Below are 23,265 nucleotides of genomic sequence, written 5' to 3'. Positions count from 1 at the left end.
GGGATATGACCGGTTACCGGCCGGCACTGCTGTGCCGGTCGGTGCAATTGTTCAGTTCGCGAGATCAAAGATTTTTTGCGCGGTCCTGCCATCGATGGTTTCGCGCCAAATGCGCACGTGAGGTCTGCCGGCCTGTTCATCCAGACGCTGCGATGTCACGCCGGATCGGCTTTGCGCGAGGGTTTTCAGATGGCCACCCTTGACCTTGAAGTTCAGCGCCGGGCTGTCCTGCTTTTCATAATGAAAGTGGACATGCCATAGGGGATCACCGGTTTGCCTGTCATTCACCGAGTAGATGCTGAGAAATTCCTTTTGCTGGCCTTTGCCTCGCTCGACCCGATCGTGGGTCTGCTTGACGCTCAGGTGACCGTGGCTGATCAGATACGCCACCCGGTCGGCACTCAGAACGGTTTTGTCCTTATAGAGGCGTACGCGAATGTCTTCGCCCTCGCTGCGCAAGCGCTGACTGCTTTGGCGCAGGCGCTGGATCAGCGGCTCTAAATCGGTGGCGAGCGGGTTGGGCGACTGTTCGATCTGCACGCGCAAGTCATCGAGTTCTTCCGCCTTGGCACCCAGTGCATCGAGTATGTTGCCTGCGCTTTCCTTCGCTCTCTCGTCCTGGCGGGCACTGGCCAGGTGTGCCTCGACGGCTGCAAGGCTGTCGTCGGCTTCTGCCATCAGGGCGCCCAGGGTCTTGTCTTGCGTTGCGACGATCCTTTGCCATTCGCCTTCCTTGCGTTCATAAGTTCGCAACGTTTGAGTCGGGTTGTCGCTGCTCATCACATCAATCACTTCATCGCCCGCCGGGGTTCGCCGAGGCTGGCCGATACAGATCTTGAAGTTGCCATGATGGCGGGCGCGGAATACTCGCTTGGGCGGTGGCGTTACCCCGGTACGCTCCTGGGCCGGGATGAAGTCGAAGTCGATGGGCTGGTCGTGGATCGGTAGCGCCATGGTTCTTTCCAGATCATGGTGGTAGCGCGTCAGGCGTTCTTCCAGGGCATTTTCGAAGGCTCGTATCGCCTGGGTGATTTCGTTTCTCGAGTTCACATGCGCTGGATCAGGCGGCAGGGAAAAACGTTCGTAAGAAGCGCGGATGGCCGCGCACTGGTCCAGCAACATGCTCAGTACGGCGATTCGGGCGTCGTCGGGCATGCGCTCGATGGCTTGAAAAGCGGTGGTCGCCTCCGAGAACGCGATCGCCAGTTGCGCCGGAACAAAATCTGCACCCATCGGCACTTCCGTCAGCAGACGGCTGCGCGCATCAACCCAGCGTGCGGTCACGGCGTGAATATCAGTGGGGTCGAAACCCACTTCGGTCAATTCACTCTGTGACGAGGGCGAGCTTTTGAGGACGTCACTTGCGATTTGCTGGCGTTTTTCCATCAGCGTCAGTTTGTTCGCCAGATAGGTCGCGGCCGTGCGATAGGCCTCGAGAATATCCACGGGCGTGCGCAGTTCCTGCATGTGCCGCGCATCCCTGACGAACATCAGGCGGGTGTAGGCAGCGATTTGCGCTATCTGCCTTTCGATCAACTCCTTTTTGTAGACGGTGCTGGTTTTGACCATGGCCAACGCCTCGCGCTGGTTCAGGTAAAAACTGGCGGAGTCATCCAGTAGAAGCATCAATCGGCGAATCTGTACTTCCATCGCAATCGCTGCGCCTCTTTCGCCCTCTTTGCCTTTTGCCTCGCGCCACTCGGTTTCCAGTTGCCTGGAATCCACTACCGCCTGATTGATCGCCTCCGTGTCGTTTTTCAGGCGCAGCTCCAGACTGGCCACTGCCGTTGCCGCGATGCTGCTTTTTCTGGCCCTCGGCATGCCGCTTATGCCACCGACCAGAATGCCCACCCAGCCTTCCACCGCGTCGTGGACAATCGGCTCCGAGCGGCCCGGGCGTGTCGCGACGTAAAGGTTCTGATCGTCACGGGCGACAGCATCCTCTGCCCGGACAATGCGCTTGACCGGTGTCTGCGGCGAGGAAAAATCCTCATCATGGAGAATCTGATACGCGTGCTTGTCGATCACCACGTACAGTTTTCCCTGATGGCGATGCAGCTTGTCAGGGCCGGGCTCGACGCCGGTGAAATCCAGGTCAGTGCGAAAACCCAGCAGGCGACCGATCGGCAACGGGTAGGTGATCGGGGCAAAGTCAGCCAGCGGGCGCCACAGCTGACTGCCGAGGTCGTAGGACAGCATCGGACCAGAAGGCTGCAATTCGCTCGGCAGTTTTGCCTTGTACTGGCCTGTTTCCGGCTCGGTCACGATATGCACGACGCCGCCCTCCGGCACATTGCCGTAACGACGTCCCCTGAAAGTCCTGAATCCCTCGGCGTCAGCTTGCGGAAGCTGGGCCTCGGCGCTGATCCAGTAATGCCTGAGCGGTTGTTGCGATGCCGGATTGACCACTTCAGGGGTGGATAAAGGCTGACTGATGCTTACGGTTGGCGCTGGAGTGATTGCCTCCAGGTCAGCGTCGGCCAGCGTGCTGTCCGATCGTTGAGTGGTACGCACAGCGCGTGCGGTGTGGGAGTCAATCGGGCGCCGTACAGGGCCGGTTGGCTGTTCGCCAGGGCGCGTATGGACATCTACGCGGGTGACGCCTTTTGCGGGTGGTTTCGGTGACATGTCTTCATCCTTGAAGAGGGGGGGCTGGTTTTTGTAACGGTCTCAGGGCGCCAGTTCGAAGATTTTCTGTGCCGTTCGACCATCGAGGGTTTCCCGCCAGATCGCCACATGCGGCCGCCCGGCCTGCTCATCCCGACGTTGCGAGTTACTGCCCGTCGCGCTTTGTGCAAGGGTCTTGAGGTGGCCGCCCTTGACCATGAAATCCAGCGCGGCGCTGTTGCGTTTTTCGTAATGGAAATGCGCCTGCCACAACGGCTCGCCCGTATGCCTGTCGTTCAGCGAATAGATATCGATGAAGTGTTTGTACTTGCCCCTGCCTTGCTCGAGCCGTACCTGGATTTTGCTCACGCTCAGGTGATCCTGGCTGATCAGATACGCCACTCGGTCGGCGCTCAGAAAGGACTTGTCCTTGTACAAGCGGATCCGGATGTCTTCGCCCTCGCGGCGCAAGCGCTCACTGTCTTGCCGCAGGCGCTGAACGAGCACGGCGATGTCGTTTTTCGCCGGGTTCGGCGCGCGTTCGATCTGTTGACCGAGGTCGTCTAGCGCTTCGGCGGCATCACCCAGTTGCTCGACGATGTTGGTGGCGTTGCGTTTTGCCCGCTCATCCTTGCGGGCGGTATTGAGGTGCGTCTCGGTCTGTTCCAGATGCACGCTGGCCTGGGTGATCAGGGTCGACAGATTTCTTTCTTGCGTGGCCACCAATCGCTGCCATTCCCCTTCGCGGCGCTCGTAGGTTTGCATGACCTTTGCCGGGTTGTGCGGATCCATGACATCGATCAACTCTTCGCCCAAGGCGTTGCGGCGTGTCTGTCCGACCCGGATCTTGTAGACACCGTGGTGTTTGCTGCGAAACATTCTTTTCGCTTGCGGTGCCGGTTGGTTTTTGCGTTGTGCAGGAATGAAGTCGAAATCGATCGACTGATCCTGTGATGGCAGCGACGTGGTTCTTTCAAGGTCGCGGTGATCGACAGCGATGCGGTTTTCGAGGGTGTTTTCAAAGGCCTGAATGGCGTCGATGATTTCCTGCCGCGAGCTGGCATGCACCGGCCCAGGTGGCAGTTCGAGGTCTTCGTACGAGGCTCTGATCGCCGCGCACTGGTCGACCAGGTTGCTCAGCACCGCGATGCGTGCCGCCACCGGGATACTGTCGATGTCACGAAAGGCAAACGTTGTTTCGGTAAAAGCGTAAGCAAGGTGGATCGGTTTGAAGTTGTTGTCGGTAATCGGCACATCGGTAAGCAAGCGGCTTTTGGCATCGACCCAGAACGCCTTGGTCTCATGGATTTCTGTCGGGTAGAACCCGATGTCGATCAGTTCGCTTTCCGACGCACGCGTTCGCTTGAGTATGTCGAGGGCAATCTGCTGGCGCTTTTCCAGCAGGGCCAGTTTGCTTTTCAGGTAATTGACCGTCGAGCGATAGGCCTCGAAAGGATCATTGTAGAAAGAGATGTCCAGCCGTTTGCGCGAATCACCGGCACTCATGAGCCGTGTATAGGCTTCAATGCGTTTTTTCTGAATGTTGTGCAGGTCGCTGGCGTAGAGGGCGCTGCCTTTGAGGGGTTGCAGGGTATCCCGTTCATTGATGTAGAAGTTGGCGGCCTTCTCCAACGCTGCCAGTTGTCGATGAAGCTGTACTTCGAGCTGGACGAGTGCGCCTTTCTCGAGTTCTGTGCCTTTCACCACACGCCAGGCAGCGTCCAGATCGTCAATACGCGTTGCGCCCTGATGGATCAACTCGGTCTGGGTCTGCAACTCGAGTATCAGATCAGCTGCGGTAAGACGTTGCACCTTGTCGGGTTTCGAGCGGCGCATCCCGCCTGCACCGGCAATGACGATGCCCCGCCAGCCGTGTTGTTCATCGAACACGATCGGCTCGGATCTTCCCGGGCGTGTGGCGACAAAGCGGTTGTCGCCGTCTGCGGCGACGGCATCGTCGGGGCGCACGATACGCATCACCGAAATCTGCGCGGTGGAGGCCTCGGGATCATGCAGAACCTGATAGGCGCGGCGTTCAATCACCGCGTAGCGTTTGCTGTCGAAGCTGTGCAATCCATGGCTGTCGGGCTCGACATCGGTGAAGTCCAGATCCGTGAGAAAGCCTTGCAGACGTGCTTCGGTCAACGAATACAACATCTCGGCGGCAGGCTCCACTGACGGGTGCCAGAGTTTGCCGTCGGCGGCCCTCACCAGCACGGGCCCGGAAGGGCTCAGCTCGCTCGCCAGCCGGGCGCGATACGGGCCGTTTTCCGCAATTGCCGCGACTTGTACGGTGCCGCCGGGAACATCGACGTACTGGCGACCTTTGTAGGTTCGCAAGCCCTGCTCATTGGCTGGCGGAAGATGCGCATCGGTGCTGATCCGGTAATGCGTCAGCGGCATTGCCCCGAGTGCGGCTGCGGGCAGCGGCGCGGGTGTTGGCTGGATGGTGATGGCGGGCACTGGCTGGATTGCATCAAGGTCGACGGCGGCCGGTGTTCTGCCCGGGCGCACGACACGCGGTGCCGCTATCGCCGTCGCGGGGCTGGAATCGACAGGCGTTGTTGTATCGCGCCTTGGCGCAGACCCGCCTGCCGGTTCGCCGGGGCGAGCGTGGATCTCTACGGTGACAGTGCCTCTAGTGGGCGGTTTGGGTGACATTTCTTCATCCTTGAAGGGTTGTCGTAGTGGGCGCGATGCCCCGGAGGGCAACGGTGTATCGGGTTCGACTGGCGCGGGTCGCGGTGCAGAAATGTGCGCGGTCGGGCGGTTTTTGGGCCAATGGCACGAGCCCAGAGAGAAACCGACCATTGCCGTCGGAATTGGTCAAATTTTGTGCTATATTCCGCGCCCGCGATTTTTCATCTCAACACCGGTCGTCCGACATGCAAGCAGCCAAGCCGTTATTTGACTATCCAAAATATTGGGCCGAATGTTTCGGGCCAGCGCCGTTCCTGCCGATGAGCAGGGAGGAGATGGATCAGCTTGGCTGGGATTCCTGCGACATCATCATTGTTACGGGAGATGCCTACGTCGATCACCCATCGTTCGGCATGGCGATCATTGGCCGGCTGCTGGAGTCGCAAGGCTTCCGCGTCGGGATCATCGCGCAGCCGAACTGGCAGTCCAAAGACGATTTCATGAAGCTCGGCGAGCCGAACCTGTTTTTCGGCGTCGCGGCCGGCAACATGGACTCGATGATCAACCGCTACACCGCCGACAAGAAAATCCGCTCCGACGACGCCTACACCCCGGGCGGCATGGCCGGCAAGCGTCCGGACCGCGCGAGCCTGGTTTACAGCCAGCGCTGCAAGGAAGCCTACAAGCACGTGCCGATCGTGCTCGGTGGCATCGAAGCCTCTCTGCGCCGCATTGCCCACTACGACTACTGGCAGGATCGCGTGCGTAACTCGATCCTGATCGATGCCAGCGCCGATATCCTGCTGTACGGCAACGCCGAACGCGCGATTGTCGAAGTCGCCCAGCGTCTGTCCTACGGGCACAAGATCGAAGACATCACCGATGTGCGCGGCACCGCGTTCATTCGCCGCGATACGCCGAAAGACTGGTACGAAGTCGATTCCACGCGCATCGACCGTCCGGGCAAGGTCGACAAGATCATCAACCCGTACGTGAATACCCAGGACACTCAGGCCTGCGCCATCGAGCAGGAAAAGGGTCCGGTCGAAGATCCGCAGGAAGCCAAGGTCGTGCAGATCCTGGCCAGCCCGCGCATGACCCGCGACAAGACCGTGATTCGTCTGCCATCGGTAGAAAAGGTCCGTGGCGATGCCGTTCTTTATGCTCACGCCAACCGCGTGCTGCACCTGGAAACCAACCCGGGCAACGCCCGTGCGCTGGTGCAGAAGCATGGCGAAGTCGACGTCTGGTTCAACCCGCCGCCGATTCCGATGACCACTGAAGAAATGGACTACGTGTTCGGCATGCCTTACGCGCGTGTTCCGCACCCGGCGTACGGCAAGGAGAAGATCCCGGCCTACGACATGATCCGTTTCTCGGTGAACATCATGCGTGGCTGCTTCGGCGGCTGCACTTTCTGCTCGATCACCGAGCACGAAGGCCGGATCATCCAGAACCGTTCCGAAGAGTCGATCATTCGCGAAATCGAAGAGATCCGCGACAAGGTGCCGGGCTTCACCGGCGTCATTTCCGACCTCGGCGGCCCGACCGCGAACATGTACCGCATCGCCTGCAAGACGCCGGAAATCGAATCCGCGTGCCGCAAGCCTTCGTGCGTGTTCCCGGGCATCTGCCCGAACCTGAACACCGACCACTCGTCGCTGATTCAGCTGTACCGCAGCGCCCGTGCGTTGCCGGGTGTGAAGAAGATTCTGATTGCTTCCGGCCTGCGCTACGACCTCGCGGTCGAGTCGCCGGAGTACGTCAAGGAGCTGGTGACCCACCACGTCGGCGGTTACCTGAAGATCGCCCCGGAACACACCGAGGAAGGTCCGCTCAACCAGATGATGAAACCGGGCATCGGCAGCTATGACAAGTTCAAGCGCATGTTCGAGAAGTACACCAAGGAAGCGGGCAAAGAGCAGTACCTGATTCCGTACTTCATCGCCGCCCACCCGGGCACCACCGACGAAGACATGATGAACCTGGCCCTGTGGCTCAAGGGCAACGGTTTCCGTGCCGACCAGGTGCAGGCGTTCTACCCGTCGCCGATGGCCACCGCCACCGCGATGTACCACTCGGGCAAGAACCCGCTGCGCAAGGTCACCTACAAGAGCGACGGCGTGACCATCGTCAAGAGCGAAGAGCAGCGTCGTCTGCACAAGGCGTTCCTGCGTTATCACGACCCGAAAGGCTGGCCGATGCTGCGTGAAGCGCTGCAACGCATGGGCCGTAGCGACCTGATCGGTCCGGGCAAGGATCAGCTGATCCCGCTGCATCAGCCGGCCACCGACAGCTACCAGAGCGCCCGTCGTAAAAACTCGACGCCGGCCGGCAGCCATAAAGTGGCGAAGGAAGGCAAAGAGAAGACCACCAAGATCCTCACTCAGCACACCGGTCTGCCGCCGCGTGCCAGTGATGGCGGTAATCCTTGGGACAAGCGTGAACAGGCCAAGGCTGCGGCATTTGCCCGCAACCAGCAGGCCGCCAAGGAGCGTAAAGACGCGGCCAAGGGCAAAGGGCCGAAGCCGGCTCGCAAGCCGGTCGTACCGCGCTAAAACAGAACGCCAACCTTCGGGTTGGCGTTTGGCATTTCAGGTCTCCCGAAATGTGTTGTTACCACTGGCCTCATCGCTGGCAAGCCAGCTCCCACAGGGATCTTTAGTGGCCACGGTTCTATGGGCGACAGAGAAATCTGTGGGAGCTGGCTTGCCAGCGATGGCGTCAGGTCAGACACCCCATAAACACCTGCTCGCCACATTTAGGCGCAAACTCGCCAAACCATTTCCCCGCATCGCCCGATTTTGGTGCTGTACTCCCCTAAGCATTCCAGGAAAGCGCCCAAGCCACTGCATGGCATAAGTCTTGCGCGCTTTCGAATACGCTTAGGCTCGCAGGAGGCACGCCGTGTCGATTCATGTCGCATTGCATCACGTCACGCATTACCGCTACGACCGCGCTGTCGAACTCGGCCCGCAGATCGTCCGCCTGCGCCCGGCCGCCCACAGCCGCACGCGGATTCTCTCGTATGCGCTGAAAGTCTCGCCCGAGCAGCATTTCATCAACTGGCAGCAAGACCCGCAGGGCAATTACCTCGCCCGGCTGGTATTCCCCGAAAAAACCGATGAGCTACGGATCGAAGTCGATCTGTTGGCCGAGATGGCGGTGTTCAACCCGTTCGACTTCTTCCTCGAACCCTATGCCGAGAAAATCCCGTTCACCTACGCTACCGATGAACGCAAAGAGCTGGCGCCATACCTCGAAACATTGCCGCTGACGCCAAAGTTCCAGGCCTATCTGGACGGCATCGACCGCACGCCATTGCCTGCGGTGGATTTTCTGGTCGCGCTCAATCAGCGTCTGAGCGAAGACATCAATTATCTGATCCGCATGGAGCCGGGCGTACAAACCCCGGAACACACCCTCGAACACGCCTCCGGATCGTGCCGCGATTCGGCATGGCTGCTGGTGCAACTGCTGCGCAATCTCGGGCTGGCGGCGCGATTTGTCTCCGGTTACCTGATCCAGCTGACGGCGGACGTGAAAAGCCTCGACGGCCCGTCCGGCACCGAGGTTGACTTCACCGACCTGCACGCCTGGTGTGAGGTGTATCTGCCGGGCGCAGGCTGGATCGGCCTCGATGCCACTTCCGGGTTATTTGCCGGTGAAGGACATATTCCGCTGGCCTGTAGTCCCGATCCGTCCTCGGCAGCGCCGATCAGCGGGATGGTCGAACCCTGCGAGACACAGTTCAGCCACGAAATGTCGGTTGAACGGATCTGGGAAGCGCCGCGTGTCACCAAGCCCTATACCGACGAGCAATGGCTGGCGATTCAAGCCCTGGGCCGGCAGATCGACGCTGACCTGCTGGACGGCGACGTGCGTCTGACCATGGGCGGCGAGCCGACCTTTGTGTCAATCGATGACCCGGATGGCGCCGAGTGGAACACGGCTGCCTTGGGCGAGGACAAGCGCCGCCTATCTGCAGAGCTGTTCCAGCGCATGCGCAAGCATTACGCCCCCAAAGGTCTGGTGCATTTTGGCCAGGGCAAGTGGTACCCCGGTGAGCAACTGCCGCGCTGGTCGCTCAATTGCTATTGGCGCCGCGATGGCGTGCCGATCTGGCAAAACGCCGCGTTGATTGCCGACGAACAGCAAGATTACGGCGCTGATGGTGAGTTGGCCGGACGCTTTCTGAGGAGCGTCGCCGAACGCCTGAAAATTCCCACGCGGTTTGTATTCCCGGCCTACGAGGACAATTTCTATTACCTCTGGCGCGAGGGCACATTGCCCGGCAACGTCAGCGCCGAAGATTCGCGTCTGGAAGAGCCGCTGGAGCGTGCGCGGCTGCGCAAGGTCTTCAGTCAGGGCCTCGATAAGGTGATCGGCCAAGTGCTACCGCTGGCACGCACCGCCAAGGGCGATCAATGGCAGAGCGGGCGCTGGTATCTGCGCGACGAGCATTGCCGCTTGGTGCCTGGGGATTCACCGCTGGGCTACCGTTTGCCGTTGGGCTCGCAGCCTTGGGTAAAAGCGGCCGAGTATCCGTTTATTCATGCTCAGGACCCGAATCAGGACTTCCCGGCGCTGCCGGATACCGCACAGCTCAACAGTCATGGCGAAACGGCAACGGCGGACGAGCGTGCGCCGCAGATCGACGAGTCCGCCGATTGGCTGACCCGCACCGCGTTCTGCGCCGAGGCCCGCGAAGGGCGCTTGTACCTGTTCATGCCGCCGCTGGAGCGAGTCGAGGATTATCTGGAGTTGGTCGCGGCCATCGAGGCCACCGCCGAAGAATTGCATTGCCCGGTGCTGCTGGAAGGCTACGAGCCGCCGAGTGATGGGCGTCTGAGTAATTTTCGCATCACCCCGGATCCGGGCGTGATCGAGGTCAACGTGCAGCCGTCAGCGACCTGGGATGAGTTGGTCGAGCGCACCGAGTTTCTCTATGAAGAGGCGCGGCAGACGCGCCTGACCACTGAAAAGTTCATGATCGACGGTCGCCATACCGGTACGGGCGGCGGTAACCACTTCGTCCTCGGTGGCGCGACGCCTGGGGACTCGCCGTTTTTGCGCCGTCCCGATCTGCTGCGCAGCCTGATCAGCTATTGGCACAACCATCCGTCGTTGTCGTATCTGTTTTCCGGGTTGTTCATCGGCCCGACATCTCAGGCGCCGAGGGTCGACGAAGCGCGTAACGACGCACTGTACGAACTGGAAATCGCTTTCGCGCAGATGCCCGAGCCAGGTGAGGAATGTGCACCGTGGCTGGTGGATCGCCTGCTGCGCAACTTGCTGATCGACGTTACCGGCAACACGCACCGAGCCGAGTTTTGCATCGACAAACTCTATTCGCCGGACGGCGCTACCGGGCGGCTTGGCCTGCTGGAATTGCGCGCCTTTGAAATGCCACCGCATGCGCGCATGAGCCTGGCTCAGCAATTGTTGCTGCGGGCGCTGGTTGCACGCTTCTGGCGCGAGCCGTATGCGCCGCCGAAACTGGCGCGGTGGGGCACTGAGTTGCACGACCGCTTCATGCTGCCGCACTTCATCGAGCAGGATTTCGCCGACGTGATCGTCGAGCTCAATAGCGCTGGCTATCCGCTGCGGGCGGAATGGTTTGCGGCGCATCTGGAGTTTCGTTTTCCCAAGGTCGGCGATTACGCCGTCAACGGTATCGAACTGGAGCTGCGTCAGGCGCTGGAGCCGTGGCATGTGCTGGGGGAGGAGGGTGCGACGGGCGGCACGGTGCGTTACGTCGATTCATCGCTGGAGCGCTTGCAGGTCAAGCTCAAGGGCTTGCCGCCGCAGCGCTATCTGCTGACGTGCAATGGCGTTGCGGTGCCGCTGCATCCGACCGGGCGTGTTGGCGAGTTCGTGGCAGGCGTGCGTTATCGCGCCTGGCAACCGGCCAACTGCTTGCAACCGACGATTGCGGTACATGCACCGTTGGTGTTCGACTTGCTCGACACCTGGATGGGCCGTTCTCTGGGTGGTTGCCAATACCACGTCGCCCATCCGGGCGGGCGCAATTACGAGACGCTGCCGGTAAACGCCAACGAAGCGGAGAGCCGGCGCATGGCGCGGTTTTTCCGGATCGGACACACGCCTGGGAAACTTCCTGTACCTGATCTGACCATCTCCGACGAGCTACCCATGACTCTCGATTTACGACGTTTCTGAATCGCACGCGACACGCGGATTTTTCGTATATCCGCGCGTCATGTGCCTGCGTTAGTCTGACCGTTCCTTGCTGTCTGCCGAGCTTTCCATGCCTGACCTGCTAGACCGCTACCCGCTGACGGCGGGCACTTATCACGAACTGCTTGATAGCAGTGGTGCGGTGCGTCCGCATTGGCAACGGCTGTTCGATCAATTGCAGCGCAGCACACCCGCTCAACTGGTGCAGCGTCAGGCGTTGCTGGCGCGGCAGATTCAGGAAAACGGCGTCACCTATAACGTCTATGCCGACCCCAAAGGTGCAGATCGCCCGTGGGAGCTGGATCTGCTGCCCCATGTGATTGCGGCGGATGAGTGGCAGCAACTGTCGGCCGGGATTGCCCAGCGGGCGCGGTTGCTCAATGCCGTGCTGGCCGACTTGTACGGGCCGCAACGCTTGATCAGCGAAGGCCTGCTGCCGGCGGAACTGGTGTTCGGGCACAACAATTTTCTCTGGCCCTGTCAGGGCATCGCGCCGCCGGAAGGAGCGTTTCTGCATCTATACGCAGTCGATTTGGCGCGCACGCCGGACGGGCGCTGGTGGGTCACCGCAGATCGCACGCAAGCGCCGTCGGGCGCGGGCTATGCGCTGGAAAACCGCACCATCGTCTCCCGCGCCTTCCCCGAGTTGTACCGTGATCTGAAGGTGCAGCATCTGGCGGGGTTCTTTCGCACCTTGCAGGAAACCCTGGTCCGGCAGGCACCCTGCGACGATGACGCGCCGCTGGTGGTATTGCTCACGCCGGGACGATTCAACGAAAGCTATTTCGAACATCTTTATCTGGCGCGCCAGCTCGGCTATCCGCTGGTAGAGGGCGGCGACCTCACGGTGCGCGATGCCACGGTGTACCTGAAAACCCTCAGCGGCCTGCGCCGGGTACACGCAATCATGCGCCGGCTCGATGACGACTTCTGCGATCCACTGGAGTTGCGCACGGACTCTGCGCTGGGCGTTCCCGGCTTGCTTGAGGCGGTACGCCAGGGACGGGTACTGGTCGCCAACGCGCTCGGCAGCGGTGTGCTCGAGTCGCCGGGTTTGCTCGGCTTTCTGCCCAGGATCAACCAATTCCTCTTCGGCGAAGAACTTATTCTGCCGTCCATTGCGACCTGGTGGTGTGGCGAGGCGCCGGTATTGGCCCAGGCGCTGGAAAAACTGCCTGAGCTGTTGATCAAACCGGCGTTTCCCTCACAAAGCTTCGCACCGGTATTTGGCCGTGATCTGAGTGAAAAACAGCGCCAGTCCCTCGCCGAGCGCATGCAGGCGCGACCTTATGCGTATGTAGCGCAAGAACTGGCCCAGCTGTCGCAGGCGCCGATCTGGCAGGCCGAGGACGGACAGCTGCAACCGCGAGCCATCGGCATGCGTGTTTACGCTACAGCCAGTCAAGAAGGTTATCGAGTGCTGCCCGGTGGTTTGACCCGCGTGGCTGCCGAGGCGGATGCCGAAGTGGTGTCGATGCAGCGCGGCGGCGCGAGCAAGGACACGTGGGTGCTGGGTGATCGACCGCCCAGTGGCGAGCAATGGAAAACCCAACGCAATGTCGGCGTGCACGATCTGGTGCGCCGCGATCCCTATTTGCCATCGCGAGTGGTGGAAAACCTGTTCTGGTTCGGGCGTTATTGCGAGCGTTGCGATGACAGTGCGCGACTGCTGCGGATCATGCTCGCGCGCTATGTCGATGGCGACGATCCGCAAGCCTTACAGGCGGCTGTCGAACTGGGCGAGCGCCTGATGCTGCTGCCGGAGGAGGGCGAGTTGCCGGAGCGATTGCTGGCGGCGTTGCTGGGCGAGGACTGGTCATTCAGCCTGCGCTCCAACCTGCAACGCTTGCAGTGGGCGGCCTCGCAGGTGCGCGGCAAGCTCTCGCGGGAGAACTGGCAGGCGTTGGTCGAATTGCAGCGCGAAGCGATGGAGCTGGACACCGACGAGCCGGACTTCGGCGAACTGCTGGATTTTCTCAACCGTCTGGTGATGTCGCTGGCGGCGCTATCGGGTTTCGCGCTCGACGACATGACCCGCGACGAAGGCTGGCGCTTCCTGATGATCGGTCGGCGCATCGAGCGCCTGCAGTTTCTCAGCAGCAGTCTGGCGGCGTTCCTGCGCGGGGCCGGGGCGTTTGATCAGGCAGGTCTTGAATGGCTGCTGGAGTTGGGCAACAGCAGCATCACCTACCGTTCCCGTTATCTGGCGGTGGCTCAATTAATTCCGGTGCTCGACCTGTTGCTGCTCGATGAACAGAACCCGCATGCGGTGCTGTTCCAGTTGAAACTGGTGACCCGCACCTTGAAGCGCTTGAACGATGATTTCGGCGTGCCACGGGAAACCGGATTGCCGCAACTGGTCGAGCATCTGGCGCGATTTGATCTGGGCTGCCTGGAGAATCCGTTGTTCGGCGAGTCCAGCGTTCGTGCGGCACTCGATGGCCTGGCGGATCTGCTTCAAGAGATTGCCGATGCCAGCGGACAGGTGTCGGATCGCCTGGCCCTGCGCCATTTCGCCCACGTCGATGATGTCAGCCAGCGTACGGTGTCCGTCTGATGAGCGCGCATTACCAAATCTTTCACGACACCTGTTATCACTACGACAGCCCGGTTTCCCTGGCGCAGCAACTGGCGCACCTGTGGCCGCGCGAGTGCAGCTGGCAGCGCTGCACCGAGCAGCAATTGCTGATCAGCCCGGAGCCGACGGCTCGGCGTGATGAGCTGGATGTGTTCGGCAATCCGCTGACCCGGCTGGCGTTCGAGCGACCGCATGATGAGTTGCAGGTCAATGCTCGCCTTACCGTCGAAGTGCTGGCGCGGCCGGCGCTGGATTTCACTCAGTCGCCGGCGTGGGAGCTGACGCGCAATGCGCTGACCTACAGCAGCCAGCCGTTGTCTGCCGAGTTGCTTGAGGCGTGCCGCTACCGTTTTCAGTCGCCGTACGTGCATTTGAAACGCAGCTTCGTCGAGTTTTCACAGAGTTGTTTTCCACCGGGCCAGCCCTTGATGCTGGGCGTGCAGGCGTTGATGCAGAAGATCTTCAGCGAATTCACTTTTGATGCCGAAGCGACCCAGGTGGCAACGCCACTTGTGGAAGTGCTGGAGCGGCGCCGTGGTGTCTGTCAGGACTTCGCCCACCTGATGCTGGCCTGTTTGCGTTCGCGAGGGTTGGCGGCGCGTTACATCAGCGGATATTTGCTCACGCAGCCACCACCGGGGCAGCCACGGCTGATTGGTGCCGATGCGTCGCATGCGTGGGTTTCGGTGTTTTGCCCGGTACTGGGCTGGGTGGATTTTGATCCGACCAATAACGTGCGGCCCGCGCTGGAGCACATCACATTGGCGTGGGGGCGGGATTTTTCCGATGTTTCGCCGTTGCGTGGGGTGATACTCGGTGGCGGCAGCCACGATCCCGAGGTCCGCGTTACGGTAATGCCATTGAATGAGTGATAACGAATTCTGTGGGAGCGGGCTTGCCCGCGATGACGGAGTGTCTGTGACGACTTTGTTGGATGTGCCGCAGCCATCGCGGGCAAGCCCGCTCCCACAGGGTTTCGTATCGAATTCTGAGGAGTGAAGGCTGTGAGGGCCGGCGGTGAAGCCGCCAGCCCCGTCACAAATCCGCTGGGTCTGATTCGATGATCAAACCCGGTGGGGCTCAGGCGTCAGGCGCCTGATCTTTCGGTGTTTCGGTTGCATCAACATCATCTTCTGTTGCCACTTCACCCTCAGGGTTCAGTGCTGCTTCTTCAGCGGTTTGTTTCTTGCGCTGAAGCTTTTCCTCTTTCTTCTGCTCCTTTGCCAGGTCTCGTTGACGTTTGGCGAAGGAATAATTGGGTTTGGCCATGGGCGATCCTCTAGGTCGAAGGTGAGGTTGAGCGGCGCGTATTCTGCCCTGTATCGGTGCCCGACGGTTAGCCGGGTTTCTGATCGACCCACTTGGGTGTGACGGTCGGTTGCCAGTTATCCAGAGACTCGAGCAGTGTTTGCGGCGATTCGCTCACTTGCAGCATGTCACGGTGTGGCGCGCGAACGAAGCCTTCGCCGACGATATGGTCAAGAAAAGCAGTGAGTTTGCTGTAGAAACCGTTCACTTCCAGCAAGCCCAGCGGCTTGCCGTGGTAGCCGAGTTGGCCCCAGGTCCAGACTTCGAACAGTTCTTCCAGCGTGCCAAGGCCGCCCGGCAGAGCGATAAAGGCGTCACTGAGTTCGGCCATGCGTGCCTTGCGGGCGTGCATGCCGTCGACGACTTCCAGACGCGTCAGGCTTTTGTGGCCGATTTCCTTGTCCATCAGACTCTGCGGAATGATGCCGATCACTTCACCGCCAGCGGCCAGCGCGGCGTCGGCGACAATCCCCATCAAACCGACAGCGCCACCGCCGTAGACCAGCGTCAGCTTGCGCTCGGCGAGGGCCTTGCCAAGGGCAACAGCCGCTTCGGTATAAGCCGGAACAGTGCCAGCGTTGGCACCACAAAATACACACACGGATTTCAGAGACATGCCTTTCTCCTGGGTCAATCCGTCACAGGGTACTGGCTGGCACGCCTTGATCCAAGGTCTAGACTTCGCGTTCCGGCGATTCAAAGGTACCGCTGGCACCACAGGCGTAGGCGGCAAGCAAACTGCACAACAGACCGTTAAAGAACATGACAGGCACTCCGTCTCAGTAGATGCGCCGATCATAGGGCTGGCAGGAGAATCTGGCCGTTAGATTGTGTCGATGAGTGTCATAGCCTGAAAGTTGTATACAATTTTTGACTCAAGTCATAGGAACTTGCGAAGATTTCAGGCAGTCTTTCAACCATTCGTGATTTTGTTAACCCTGCCTTGGAGATTCACCATGTTTTCCAAAGTTGTTGCGGTATCCCTGCTGGCGCTGGCCAGCAGCCAATTGATGGCTGCCGAGTGCAAAACCACCGTTGACTCCACCGATCAGATGTCCTTCAACACCAAGGAAATCGTGATCGACAAGAGCTGCAAGACTTTTACCGTCGAACTGACCCACTCCGGCAGCCTGCCGAAGAACGTCATGGGGCATAACCTGGTGATCAGCAAAGAAGCTGACATGCAGCCTATCGCTACCGATGGCCTGGCTGCCGGGATCGACAAGAACTACCTGAAGGACGGTGATGCTCGCGTCATCGCGCATACCAAGATCATCGGCGCGAAGGAAACCGATTCGCTGACCTTTGATGTATCGAAGCTCGATGCCAACGAAAAATATGGTTTCTTCTGCTCCTTCCCTGGCCACATTTCGATGATGAAAGGCACTGTGACCCTGAAGTAATTCAGGGGGCAGCTTTCACTGGAAACGCCGTTGCGGCATGGTCGCAGCGGCGTTTTTTTGCATCTGATTTGGAGTGTTTTTTTGCCTTGGTTTCTCGGAGACCGTTGGTCGGAAAAACGTACCACCCTGTAATTTCTGACAGTAGACGAGTTACGCGAAACGAAGCTGAATGAGGTTTCATTTTTCGCGAAAAGGAACTTCATGATGCGCAGTCAAGAAAATCAGACGACGATCGATAGGGTGGAGGATACGAACGAACGACTCCTGGAGTCTGGCGCTGACACTACCGACGCATTATTGACGATATTCGGCAGGGGGCAACCTTTTGATCAGATCCATATCAAGGATGAAGGGCGCCTGCTTGATACGGTTTCAGCTGACGACTTGGGAAACTGGAAAGCCAGACCCTTTGCAAACGAAGTGAAGATGTATTTTCTCACTGCAACAGGTGGCGATGGTCTACCGTCGGATGATTGGAGGATCAATATGAAGGCCCCCAGTCCGGTCTTCATTGACGTTGTCAGAGATTCCAAAGGGGAAATTCTACAAAATGGCACTACTTACGAAACTCAAGTAACCGTGACCGGGCGAGCGTCTCCTTTTATTTCCGTCCGTGTAGGATCGACTGTAGGAGGCGTCTACAGCGTGCATGTGATTGCAACGCAATCGGGTACCTGGATCGCGGAACTGGTGAATCTCAAGCCCACTTTGCATGCTATTCAAGCGAAGACGGATGATTTGACGTTCCCTTCGGAACAACGGGTTTTCACGGTCAATCCGAGAGTGGATCTGGGGATAGATCAAATCAGGGACTCTCTGCGACCTATTGAAAATGGTGGTAGTACGTATGACCCCGAACTGCAATTGTTCGGCTGGTTTTCCCGCGGGGCAGGCAAATTAGATCTTTATGATGGTGAACAGCTCGTTTTCAGCGGCCTCGACATTCGTGAAGGGCGGTGGCAGACGCCTGCCCACACGTTTGCAGAAAAGGAATATGACTTCATTGTAAAGACGCCGGACGGGGAGCAGCAGTCGGTTGCGTGGCGTATTACCGTGAAACCGGCATTGCTGCTAACTATCGACAGCATAAGAGACAGCCAGGGTGAAATTGCTGACGGCGGTGAAACGGGGGAGTTGCAACTGCAACTTCGTGGCAGAGCACCCGAAAATACGTTGGGACTGAAAATTTATGACGGTGATGATTATCTGACTGATGCAACGGTTCTCGATAACGGGAACTGGACTGCCAGCGTTTCACTGTCAGAGATCAAGGATTATGTGTTCTTTGCAAAAGCGTCAGATTCCGAGCAGCGTTCCAACGCTTGGAAAGTCCAGGTCCGAGAAAAGACCAAGCTCTTTATACAATCAGTCAGGGGCGATGATCTGGTTCCTATTGGAAACCCGGGTGAGACTCGGTTCACTACTTTGAAGCTGATAGGTCGAGCAGAGCGGGGAGAGCACGGTTACATCGTTGATGGTTCCGTCAGCCCTCCACAAGATCTATTTCCGTTCCAGGCCGACAAAAACAACGACTGGGAGGTCAATATTCCTCATCTGGAGCGTCGAGAATATCGCTTCATTGCGAGGTCCACGGCGGACCGTGAGTCCGAATCATGGGTTGTCAGTATATTGCCGTAATAGCATAAGCCTGTTTGTCACGCGCACCGGGCCGGGAAACCCGATGCGCGTTGCCAATCAAGGCGCGAACGGCATCACGCGTTTGTGATGGGTCTTGTTGTAGGTCGCGACAATGATGTTGAACGCCTCTTCACGCACCGCCTCGCCATGCAGGAACGCATCGATTTCGGCATAGGTGACGCCGTGCGACGCTTCGTCCGGTTTGCCCGGCGACAGGTCTTCGAGATCCGCCGTCGGGACTTTCTCCACTAGCGATTCCGGTGCACCAAAGCTGCGTGCAATCGCGCGCACCTGGTTTTTCACCAGACCGCTGAGCGGGGCCAGGTCGCAAGCGCCATCACCGAATTTGGTGAAGAACCCCATGACCGCTTCCGCCGCATGATCGGTGCCGATCACCAATCCGTTCGCCGCGCCGGCGATGGTGTATTGGGCGACCATACGCATGCGCGCTTTGGTGTTGCCGAGCACGAAGTCCACCGACACCGCGTGCTTGCCTTCAAACGCTGCCACTTCACTGGCCAGCGATTTCACCGCCGGGCCGATGTTGACGGTGTGGCGTTCGTCCGGGGCGATGAAGTCCACCGAGGCCTGGGCATCGTGTTCGTCGAACTGGGTTTCATACGGCAGACGCACGGCGATGAATTTGTAGCTGTTGTCACCGGTCTGGTCGCGCAATTCACGCATTGCGCGCTGGGCCAGCAGGCCGGCGGTCAGCGAGTCGACACCGCCGCTGATGCCCAGCACCAGCGTCTTGAGCCCGGAATTGACCAGGCAATCCTGAATAAAGGTAATGCGCCGGGCGACTTCGGCCTGCAGGGCCTTGTAGTCGGCGAACGGCGGTTGCACCTTGAGCTGTTCAGCAATCTCACGCTGTACGGCTTGCATGAATTCACTCCTTGCTAGATAGACTGGAATCGGCAGGAACCTGGAAAACGTGTCGCAAATAGGCGACGAAATTCGGGTCTTTGCAGTGGGTCTTGCCTGGCTCGTCGGAGATCTTCGCCACCGGTTGGCCGTTGCAGGCGGTCATTTTAAGCACGATGCTCATCGGTTCGACACCCGGAATGTCGCAGGTGAGGTTGGTGCCGATGCCGAAGCTCACGTTGATCCGACCGTGCAGCGCGCGGAATATTTCCAGAGACCTGGGTAGCGTCAGGCTGTCGGAAAACACCAGGGTCTTGCTCATCGGGTCGATGCCGAGCTTGTGGTAGTGGGCGATGCATTTTTCGCCCCAGGCCACAGGGTCCCCGGAGTCGTGGCGCAGGCCATCGAAAAGCTTGGCGAAAAACAGGTCGAAGTCGCCGAGGAAAGCATCCGTGGTGATGCAGTCGGTGAGGGCGATCCCGAGCAAACCCCGGTACTCACGCACCCAGCAATCGAGCGCGGCGATCTGGCTGTCGATCAATCGCGGGCCGAGTTGCTGATGGGCCATGATCCATTCATGGGCCATGGTGCCCAGCGGTTTCATGTCCAGTTCGCGGGACAGGTGCACGTTGCTGGTGCCGACGAAACGCCCGGGGAAATCGTGCTTGAGCACGTTCACCACTTCTTCCTGCACACGGTAGGAAAAACGGCGGCGGGTACCGAAATCGGCGACCTGCAATTGCGCCAGTTCGTCGGCCGAGGCGTTGGCGGTCAGCCAGTCAAATTTGCGATAGAGCTGTTCACGGGCCTGTTCCAGCACCGTTTCGCGGTAGCGATAGCGGTTGCGCACTTCGCTGACAATCGCCAGCAGCGGCACTTCGTAGAGGATCACATGCAGCCACGGCCCACGCAGGCGGATGAACAGCTCGCCGTTTTCGATACCGGTGTGCAGATAGCGCAGGTTGAAGCGGAACAGTCCGAGAAAGCGCAGGAAATCCGGTTTGAGGAAACTGATGCGCTCCAGAAAACTCAGTTGATCGGCGCTCAGGCTCAGTTCGGCCAGACGCTCGATCTGATAGCGGATCTCGGCCAGATACGGGCGCAGATCCTCGCTGTTACGGCAACGAAACTCCCATTCGACTTCGACGTTGGGGTAGTTGTGCAGCACCGCCTGCATCATCGTCAGCTTGTAGAAGTCGGTGTCGAGCAGGTTCTGCACGATGCGATCGGCAAACACACTCTCGCTCATAAACGGGTCTCCGGGTGCGCCGCGCGTTGGCGCGGTATCAATCAATGGCGCTAGTGGCGCATATCAGCGGTGGGAATTGCCAGCGATTTCTGTTCTGGGTCAGGTCAATTGTGGTGAGGGGATTTATCCCCGACCGGCTGCAAAGCAGTCGTCGCTCTTGAGATTTTGGGGCCGCTGCGCGACCCATCGGGGATGAATCCCCTCGCCAAAGGGGGCGGGTTTCAGCCCGGAGTGTCGATCTGTTCGAGCATCCACTTTACAAAATCGCGCACCTTCGGCACCTCCGCCGAGTGCTCCGGGTACGCCAGGTAGTAGGCGTCACTGCTGGGCATTGCATGCTGCCAGGGAATGACCAGTTTGCCGTCGGCCAACTCTTCTTCCACCAGAAACCGTGGTAACAGCGCCACGCCGCAGCCGACCTGCGCGGCGCGGATGCACATATAAAAGGTTTCGAAGCGCGGTCCGTGGTAGCTGTGTTCGGTCTGATAACCCTGACTGTCGAACCAGTCATGCCAGGCCTGTGGCCGCGAGGCATTCTGCAGTAACACCAGATCGGTGAGTTGCGTCGGGTCAGTAAACGGTTGATCGGGCAGGCTGCCGGGGGCGCAGACCGGTACCAGCTCTTCACCGAACAGCTTCAGGCATTCGGTGCCGGGCCGTGAGCCCTGACCAAAATAGAACGCCAGATCGCTGCGGCCTTGCAGCAGATCATCCGCTTCCTGTTCGTTGCACAAATCCAGATGAATCGAGGGATGGCGCAGACGCCAGCCCTTCAGACGCGGCACCAGCCAGCGGGCGCCGAAGGTCGATGGTGTGGAGACGCGCAGGACTTCGGTCTCGCCGCCGTAGGAACGCAGGTAATGCGTCGACATTTCCACTTGCGTGAGGATTTTTCGTACTTCGACCAGATACAAATCCCCGGCCGGGGTCATCTGCAAACGCCGACGTACGCGGCGGAACAACAAGTGCTGCAACAATTCCTCAAGCTGCGCGACCTGTTTGCTCACGGCGCTCTGGGTCAGGTTCAGTTCCTCGGCGGCCCGGGTGAAGCTCAGGTGCCGGGTCACGGCCTCAAAGCACTGCAACGCAGTAATCGACGGCAGGTGGCGTTTGTTCAGCATGACGGATCCTTTTCTTGTCTTTCTATGCGCAGCATGAATAAACGGAATGATATCTCGCGTAAAGGTCGTTTGTTGACTCGCCGTACTGACGCTACAACTAAAGGCCTGCCCGGTCGTGCAACAGCGGCCGCACACATTCAGTTTTTTGCTTGAGGAGTGACCCATGGTTGCCGCATTGCTTGATCGTCTTGGTGTGAACCCGGCCCTGTACCAGAACGGCAAAGTGCCGGTGCATTCGCCCATCGACGGCAGCCGCATCGCCGCCGTGAACTGGGAAGGTCCGGCGGAAGTCGAGCAGCACATCAGTCGCGCAGATCATGCGTTCGAAGCCTGGCGCAAAGTCCCGGCCCCGCGTCGCGGTGAATTGGTGCGCCAGTTTGGTGAGGTGTTGCGCGAATACAAGAACGATCTCGGTGAGCTGGTTTCCTGGGAAGCAGGCAAGATCACCCAGGAAGGCCTGGGCGAAGTTCAGGAGATGATCGACATCTGCGACTTCGCTGTCGGCCTGTCCCGCCAGTTGTACGGTTTGACCATCGCGTCCGAGCGCCCGGGCCACCATATGCGTGAAACCTGGCATCCGCTGGGCGTGGTCGGGGTGATCAGCGCGTTCAACTTCCCGGTCGCGGTGTGGGCGTGGAACACCACCCTGGCGCTGGTCTGCGGCAACCCGGTGGTATGGAAACCGTCGGAGAAAACTCCGCTGACAGCACTGGCCTGTCAGGCCCTGTTTGACCGTGTGGTGAAGAATTTCAGCGATGCTCCGGCGAATCTCTGCCAGGTGATCATTGGTGGTCGCGATGCCGGCGAAGCGCTGGTTGATGACCCGCGTGTGGCGCTGATCAGCGCCACCGGCAGCACCCGCATGGGCCGCGAAGTGGCGCCGAAAGTCGCCGCACGTTTTGCCCGCAGCATTCTCGAACTGGGCGGCAACAACGCGATGATCCTCGGCCCAAGCGCCGATCTGGACATGGCGGTACGCGCCATTCTGTTCAGCGCAGTCGGCACCGCCGGTCAGCGCTGCACCACGCTGCGCCGCCTGATCGCCCATGAGTCGGTGAAAGAAGAAATCGTCACCCGTCTGAAAGCCGCCTACGCGAAAGTGCGCATCGGCCATCCGCTGGAAGGCAATCTGGTTGGCCCACTGATCGACAAACACAGTTTCGAAAACATGCAGGACGCGCTGGAGCAAGCGTTGAGCGAAGGCGGCCGGGTGTTCGGCGGCAAGCGCCAACTGGAAGATCAGTTCCCGAATGCCTATTACGTGTCGCCAGCCATCGTTGAAATGCCGGAACAGAGCGATGTGGTCTGCAGCGAGACCTTCGCGCCGATTCTCTACGTGGTCGGTTACAGCGATTTCCAGGAAGCGTTGCGCCTGAACAACGCTGTACCGCAAGGCCTGTCGTCGTGCATCTTCACCACTGACGTGCGTGAGGCCGAGCAGTTCATGTCGGCGGTCGGCAGCGATTGCGGCATCGCCAACGTCAACATCGGCCCGAGCGGCGCCGAGATTGGCGGCGCCTTTGGTGGCGAGAAAGAGACCGGTGGTGGTCGTGAGTCGGGCTCCGACGCTTGGCGCGCATATATGCGTCGCCAGACCAATACCGTGAACTATTCGCTGGAGTTGCCGCTGGCGCAGGGCATCACCTTCGACTGAGT

The 23,265-nt window shown here is 59.6% G+C and carries 14 protein-coding genes; 7 read left to right on the top strand and 7 right to left on the bottom strand.

The window, feature by feature from the left end; genetic code table 11:
• Window positions 1–51: 51 nt before the first annotated feature.
• Both AC3WMT_RS11400 and AC3WMT_RS11395 read right to left on the bottom strand, forming a co-directional pair.
• Complete coding sequence (locus AC3WMT_RS11400) at window positions 52–2,628, bottom strand: hypothetical protein (RefSeq protein ID WP_103304673.1); 2,577 nt, start codon at window positions 2,626–2,628, stop codon at window positions 52–54.
• A 42-nt stretch (window positions 2,629–2,670) separates the two neighbouring features.
• On the bottom strand, window positions 2,671–5,268 hold the full coding sequence (locus AC3WMT_RS11395) for a hypothetical protein (protein WP_146041244.1): 2,598 nt from the start codon (window positions 5,266–5,268) through the stop codon (window positions 2,671–2,673).
• 224 nt (window positions 5,269–5,492) lie between these two features.
• Here AC3WMT_RS11395 and AC3WMT_RS11390 point away from each other — a divergent pair, with 224 nt between their 5' ends.
• The 4 genes from AC3WMT_RS11390 to AC3WMT_RS11375 all read left to right on the top strand — a co-directional run bounded on the left by AC3WMT_RS11390 (window position 5,493) and on the right by AC3WMT_RS11375 (window position 14,898).
• Window positions 5,493–7,805 carry a YgiQ family radical SAM protein gene (locus tag AC3WMT_RS11390; RefSeq protein ID WP_103304675.1) on the top strand — a complete coding sequence of 771 codons (2,313 nt, stop codon included), beginning with the start codon at window positions 5,493–5,495 and terminating at the stop codon, window positions 7,803–7,805.
• Between the two features lie 349 nt (window positions 7,806–8,154).
• A complete protein-coding gene (locus AC3WMT_RS11385) occupies window positions 8,155–11,430 on the top strand; it encodes a transglutaminase family protein (protein WP_103304676.1) in 3,276 nt (1,091 codons plus the stop codon).
• Between the two features lie 88 nt (window positions 11,431–11,518).
• A complete protein-coding gene (locus AC3WMT_RS11380) occupies window positions 11,519–14,005 on the top strand; it encodes a circularly permuted type 2 ATP-grasp protein (protein WP_103304677.1) in 2,487 nt (828 codons plus the stop codon).
• On the top strand, window positions 14,005–14,898 hold the full coding sequence (locus AC3WMT_RS11375; protein WP_103304678.1) for a transglutaminase family protein: 894 nt from the start codon (window positions 14,005–14,007) through the stop codon (window positions 14,896–14,898). The genes AC3WMT_RS11380 and AC3WMT_RS11375 overlap by 1 nt, the downstream gene beginning before the upstream one ends.
• A 208-nt stretch (window positions 14,899–15,106) precedes the next feature.
• On the opposite strand, the gene AC3WMT_RS11370 is transcribed toward AC3WMT_RS11375, so the two are convergent.
• Window positions 15,107–15,295: a hypothetical protein gene (locus tag AC3WMT_RS11370; protein ID WP_095121840.1), complete on the bottom strand. Its 189-nt coding sequence runs from the start codon at window positions 15,293–15,295 to the stop codon at window positions 15,107–15,109.
• 67 nt (window positions 15,296–15,362) lie between these two features.
• On the bottom strand, window positions 15,363–15,950 hold the full coding sequence (locus AC3WMT_RS11365) for a cytokinin riboside 5'-monophosphate phosphoribohydrolase (RefSeq protein ID WP_103304679.1): 588 nt from the start codon (window positions 15,948–15,950) through the stop codon (window positions 15,363–15,365).
• A 340-nt stretch (window positions 15,951–16,290) separates the two neighbouring features.
• Here AC3WMT_RS11365 and azu point away from each other — a divergent pair, with 340 nt between their 5' ends.
• Together azu and AC3WMT_RS11355 are read left to right on the top strand one after the other, a co-directional pair.
• Window positions 16,291–16,737: an azurin gene (gene azu, locus AC3WMT_RS11360; protein WP_103304680.1), complete on the top strand. Its 447-nt coding sequence runs from the start codon at window positions 16,291–16,293 to the stop codon at window positions 16,735–16,737.
• 204 nt (window positions 16,738–16,941) lie between these two features.
• Window positions 16,942–18,375: a hypothetical protein gene (locus AC3WMT_RS11355; RefSeq protein ID WP_103304681.1), complete on the top strand. Its 1,434-nt coding sequence runs from the start codon at window positions 16,942–16,944 to the stop codon at window positions 18,373–18,375.
• Window positions 18,376–18,432: 57 nt separating this feature from the next.
• On the opposite strand, the gene nadE is transcribed toward AC3WMT_RS11355, so the two are convergent.
• The 3 genes from nadE to AC3WMT_RS11340 form a co-directional block, all read right to left on the bottom strand.
• Entirely contained in the window at window positions 18,433–19,260 is an 828-nt protein-coding gene (gene nadE / locus AC3WMT_RS11350; RefSeq protein ID WP_103304682.1) for an NAD(+) synthase, read from the bottom strand.
• Between the two features lie 4 nt (window positions 19,261–19,264).
• Window positions 19,265–20,488: a nicotinate phosphoribosyltransferase gene (pncB, locus tag AC3WMT_RS11345; protein ID WP_103304683.1), complete on the bottom strand. Its 1,224-nt coding sequence runs from the start codon at window positions 20,486–20,488 to the stop codon at window positions 19,265–19,267.
• A 221-nt stretch (window positions 20,489–20,709) separates the two neighbouring features.
• The gene (locus tag AC3WMT_RS11340) at window positions 20,710–21,609 is read right to left on the bottom strand and encodes a LysR family transcriptional regulator (RefSeq protein ID WP_103304684.1); all 900 of its coding nucleotides are present in this window, start codon (window positions 21,607–21,609) and stop codon (window positions 20,710–20,712) included.
• A 163-nt stretch (window positions 21,610–21,772) separates the two neighbouring features.
• Here AC3WMT_RS11340 and amaB point away from each other — a divergent pair, with 163 nt between their 5' ends.
• Window positions 21,773–23,263, top strand: coding sequence for an L-piperidine-6-carboxylate dehydrogenase (gene amaB, locus AC3WMT_RS11335; protein ID WP_103304685.1), 1,491 nt, complete (start codon window positions 21,773–21,775; stop codon window positions 23,261–23,263).
• Window positions 23,264–23,265: the final 2 nt, after the last annotated feature.

This window comes from Pseudomonas sp. FW305-7 (assembly GCF_058786735.1).
Note: the sequence above shows the minus strand (reverse complement) of the source record. Positions and strands in the feature narration are given on the sequence as shown.

What these genes read in the sequence shown, in the direction of transcription:
- AC3WMT_RS11400 (WP_103304673.1), bottom strand. Translation starts at nt 2,628, where the DNA reads ATGTCACCGAAACCACCCGCAAAAGGCGTCACCCGCGTAGATGTCCAT.
- AC3WMT_RS11395 (WP_146041244.1), bottom strand. Translation starts at nt 5,268, where the DNA reads ATGTCACCCAAACCGCCCACTAGAGGCACTGTCACCGTAGAGATCCAC.
- AC3WMT_RS11390 (WP_103304675.1), top strand. Translation starts at nt 5,493, where the DNA reads ATGCAAGCAGCCAAGCCGTTATTTGACTATCCAAAATATTGGGCCGAA.
- AC3WMT_RS11380 (WP_103304677.1), top strand. Translation starts at nt 11,519, where the DNA reads ATGCCTGACCTGCTAGACCGCTACCCGCTGACGGCGGGCACTTATCAC.
- AC3WMT_RS11375 (WP_103304678.1), top strand. Translation starts at nt 14,005, where the DNA reads ATGAGCGCGCATTACCAAATCTTTCACGACACCTGTTATCACTACGAC.
- AC3WMT_RS11370 (WP_095121840.1), bottom strand. Translation starts at nt 15,295, where the DNA reads ATGGCCAAACCCAATTATTCCTTCGCCAAACGTCAACGAGACCTGGCA.
- AC3WMT_RS11365 (WP_103304679.1), bottom strand. Translation starts at nt 15,950, where the DNA reads ATGTCTCTGAAATCCGTGTGTGTATTTTGTGGTGCCAACGCTGGCACT.
- azu (WP_103304680.1), top strand. Translation starts at nt 16,291, where the DNA reads ATGTTTTCCAAAGTTGTTGCGGTATCCCTGCTGGCGCTGGCCAGCAGC.
- AC3WMT_RS11355 (WP_103304681.1), top strand. Translation starts at nt 16,942, where the DNA reads ATGCGCAGTCAAGAAAATCAGACGACGATCGATAGGGTGGAGGATACG.
- nadE (WP_103304682.1), bottom strand. Translation starts at nt 19,260, where the DNA reads ATGCAAGCCGTACAGCGTGAGATTGCTGAACAGCTCAAGGTGCAACCG.
- pncB (WP_103304683.1), bottom strand. Translation starts at nt 20,488, where the DNA reads ATGAGCGAGAGTGTGTTTGCCGATCGCATCGTGCAGAACCTGCTCGAC.
- AC3WMT_RS11340 (WP_103304684.1), bottom strand. Translation starts at nt 21,609, where the DNA reads ATGCTGAACAAACGCCACCTGCCGTCGATTACTGCGTTGCAGTGCTTT.
- amaB (WP_103304685.1), top strand. Translation starts at nt 21,773, where the DNA reads ATGGTTGCCGCATTGCTTGATCGTCTTGGTGTGAACCCGGCCCTGTAC.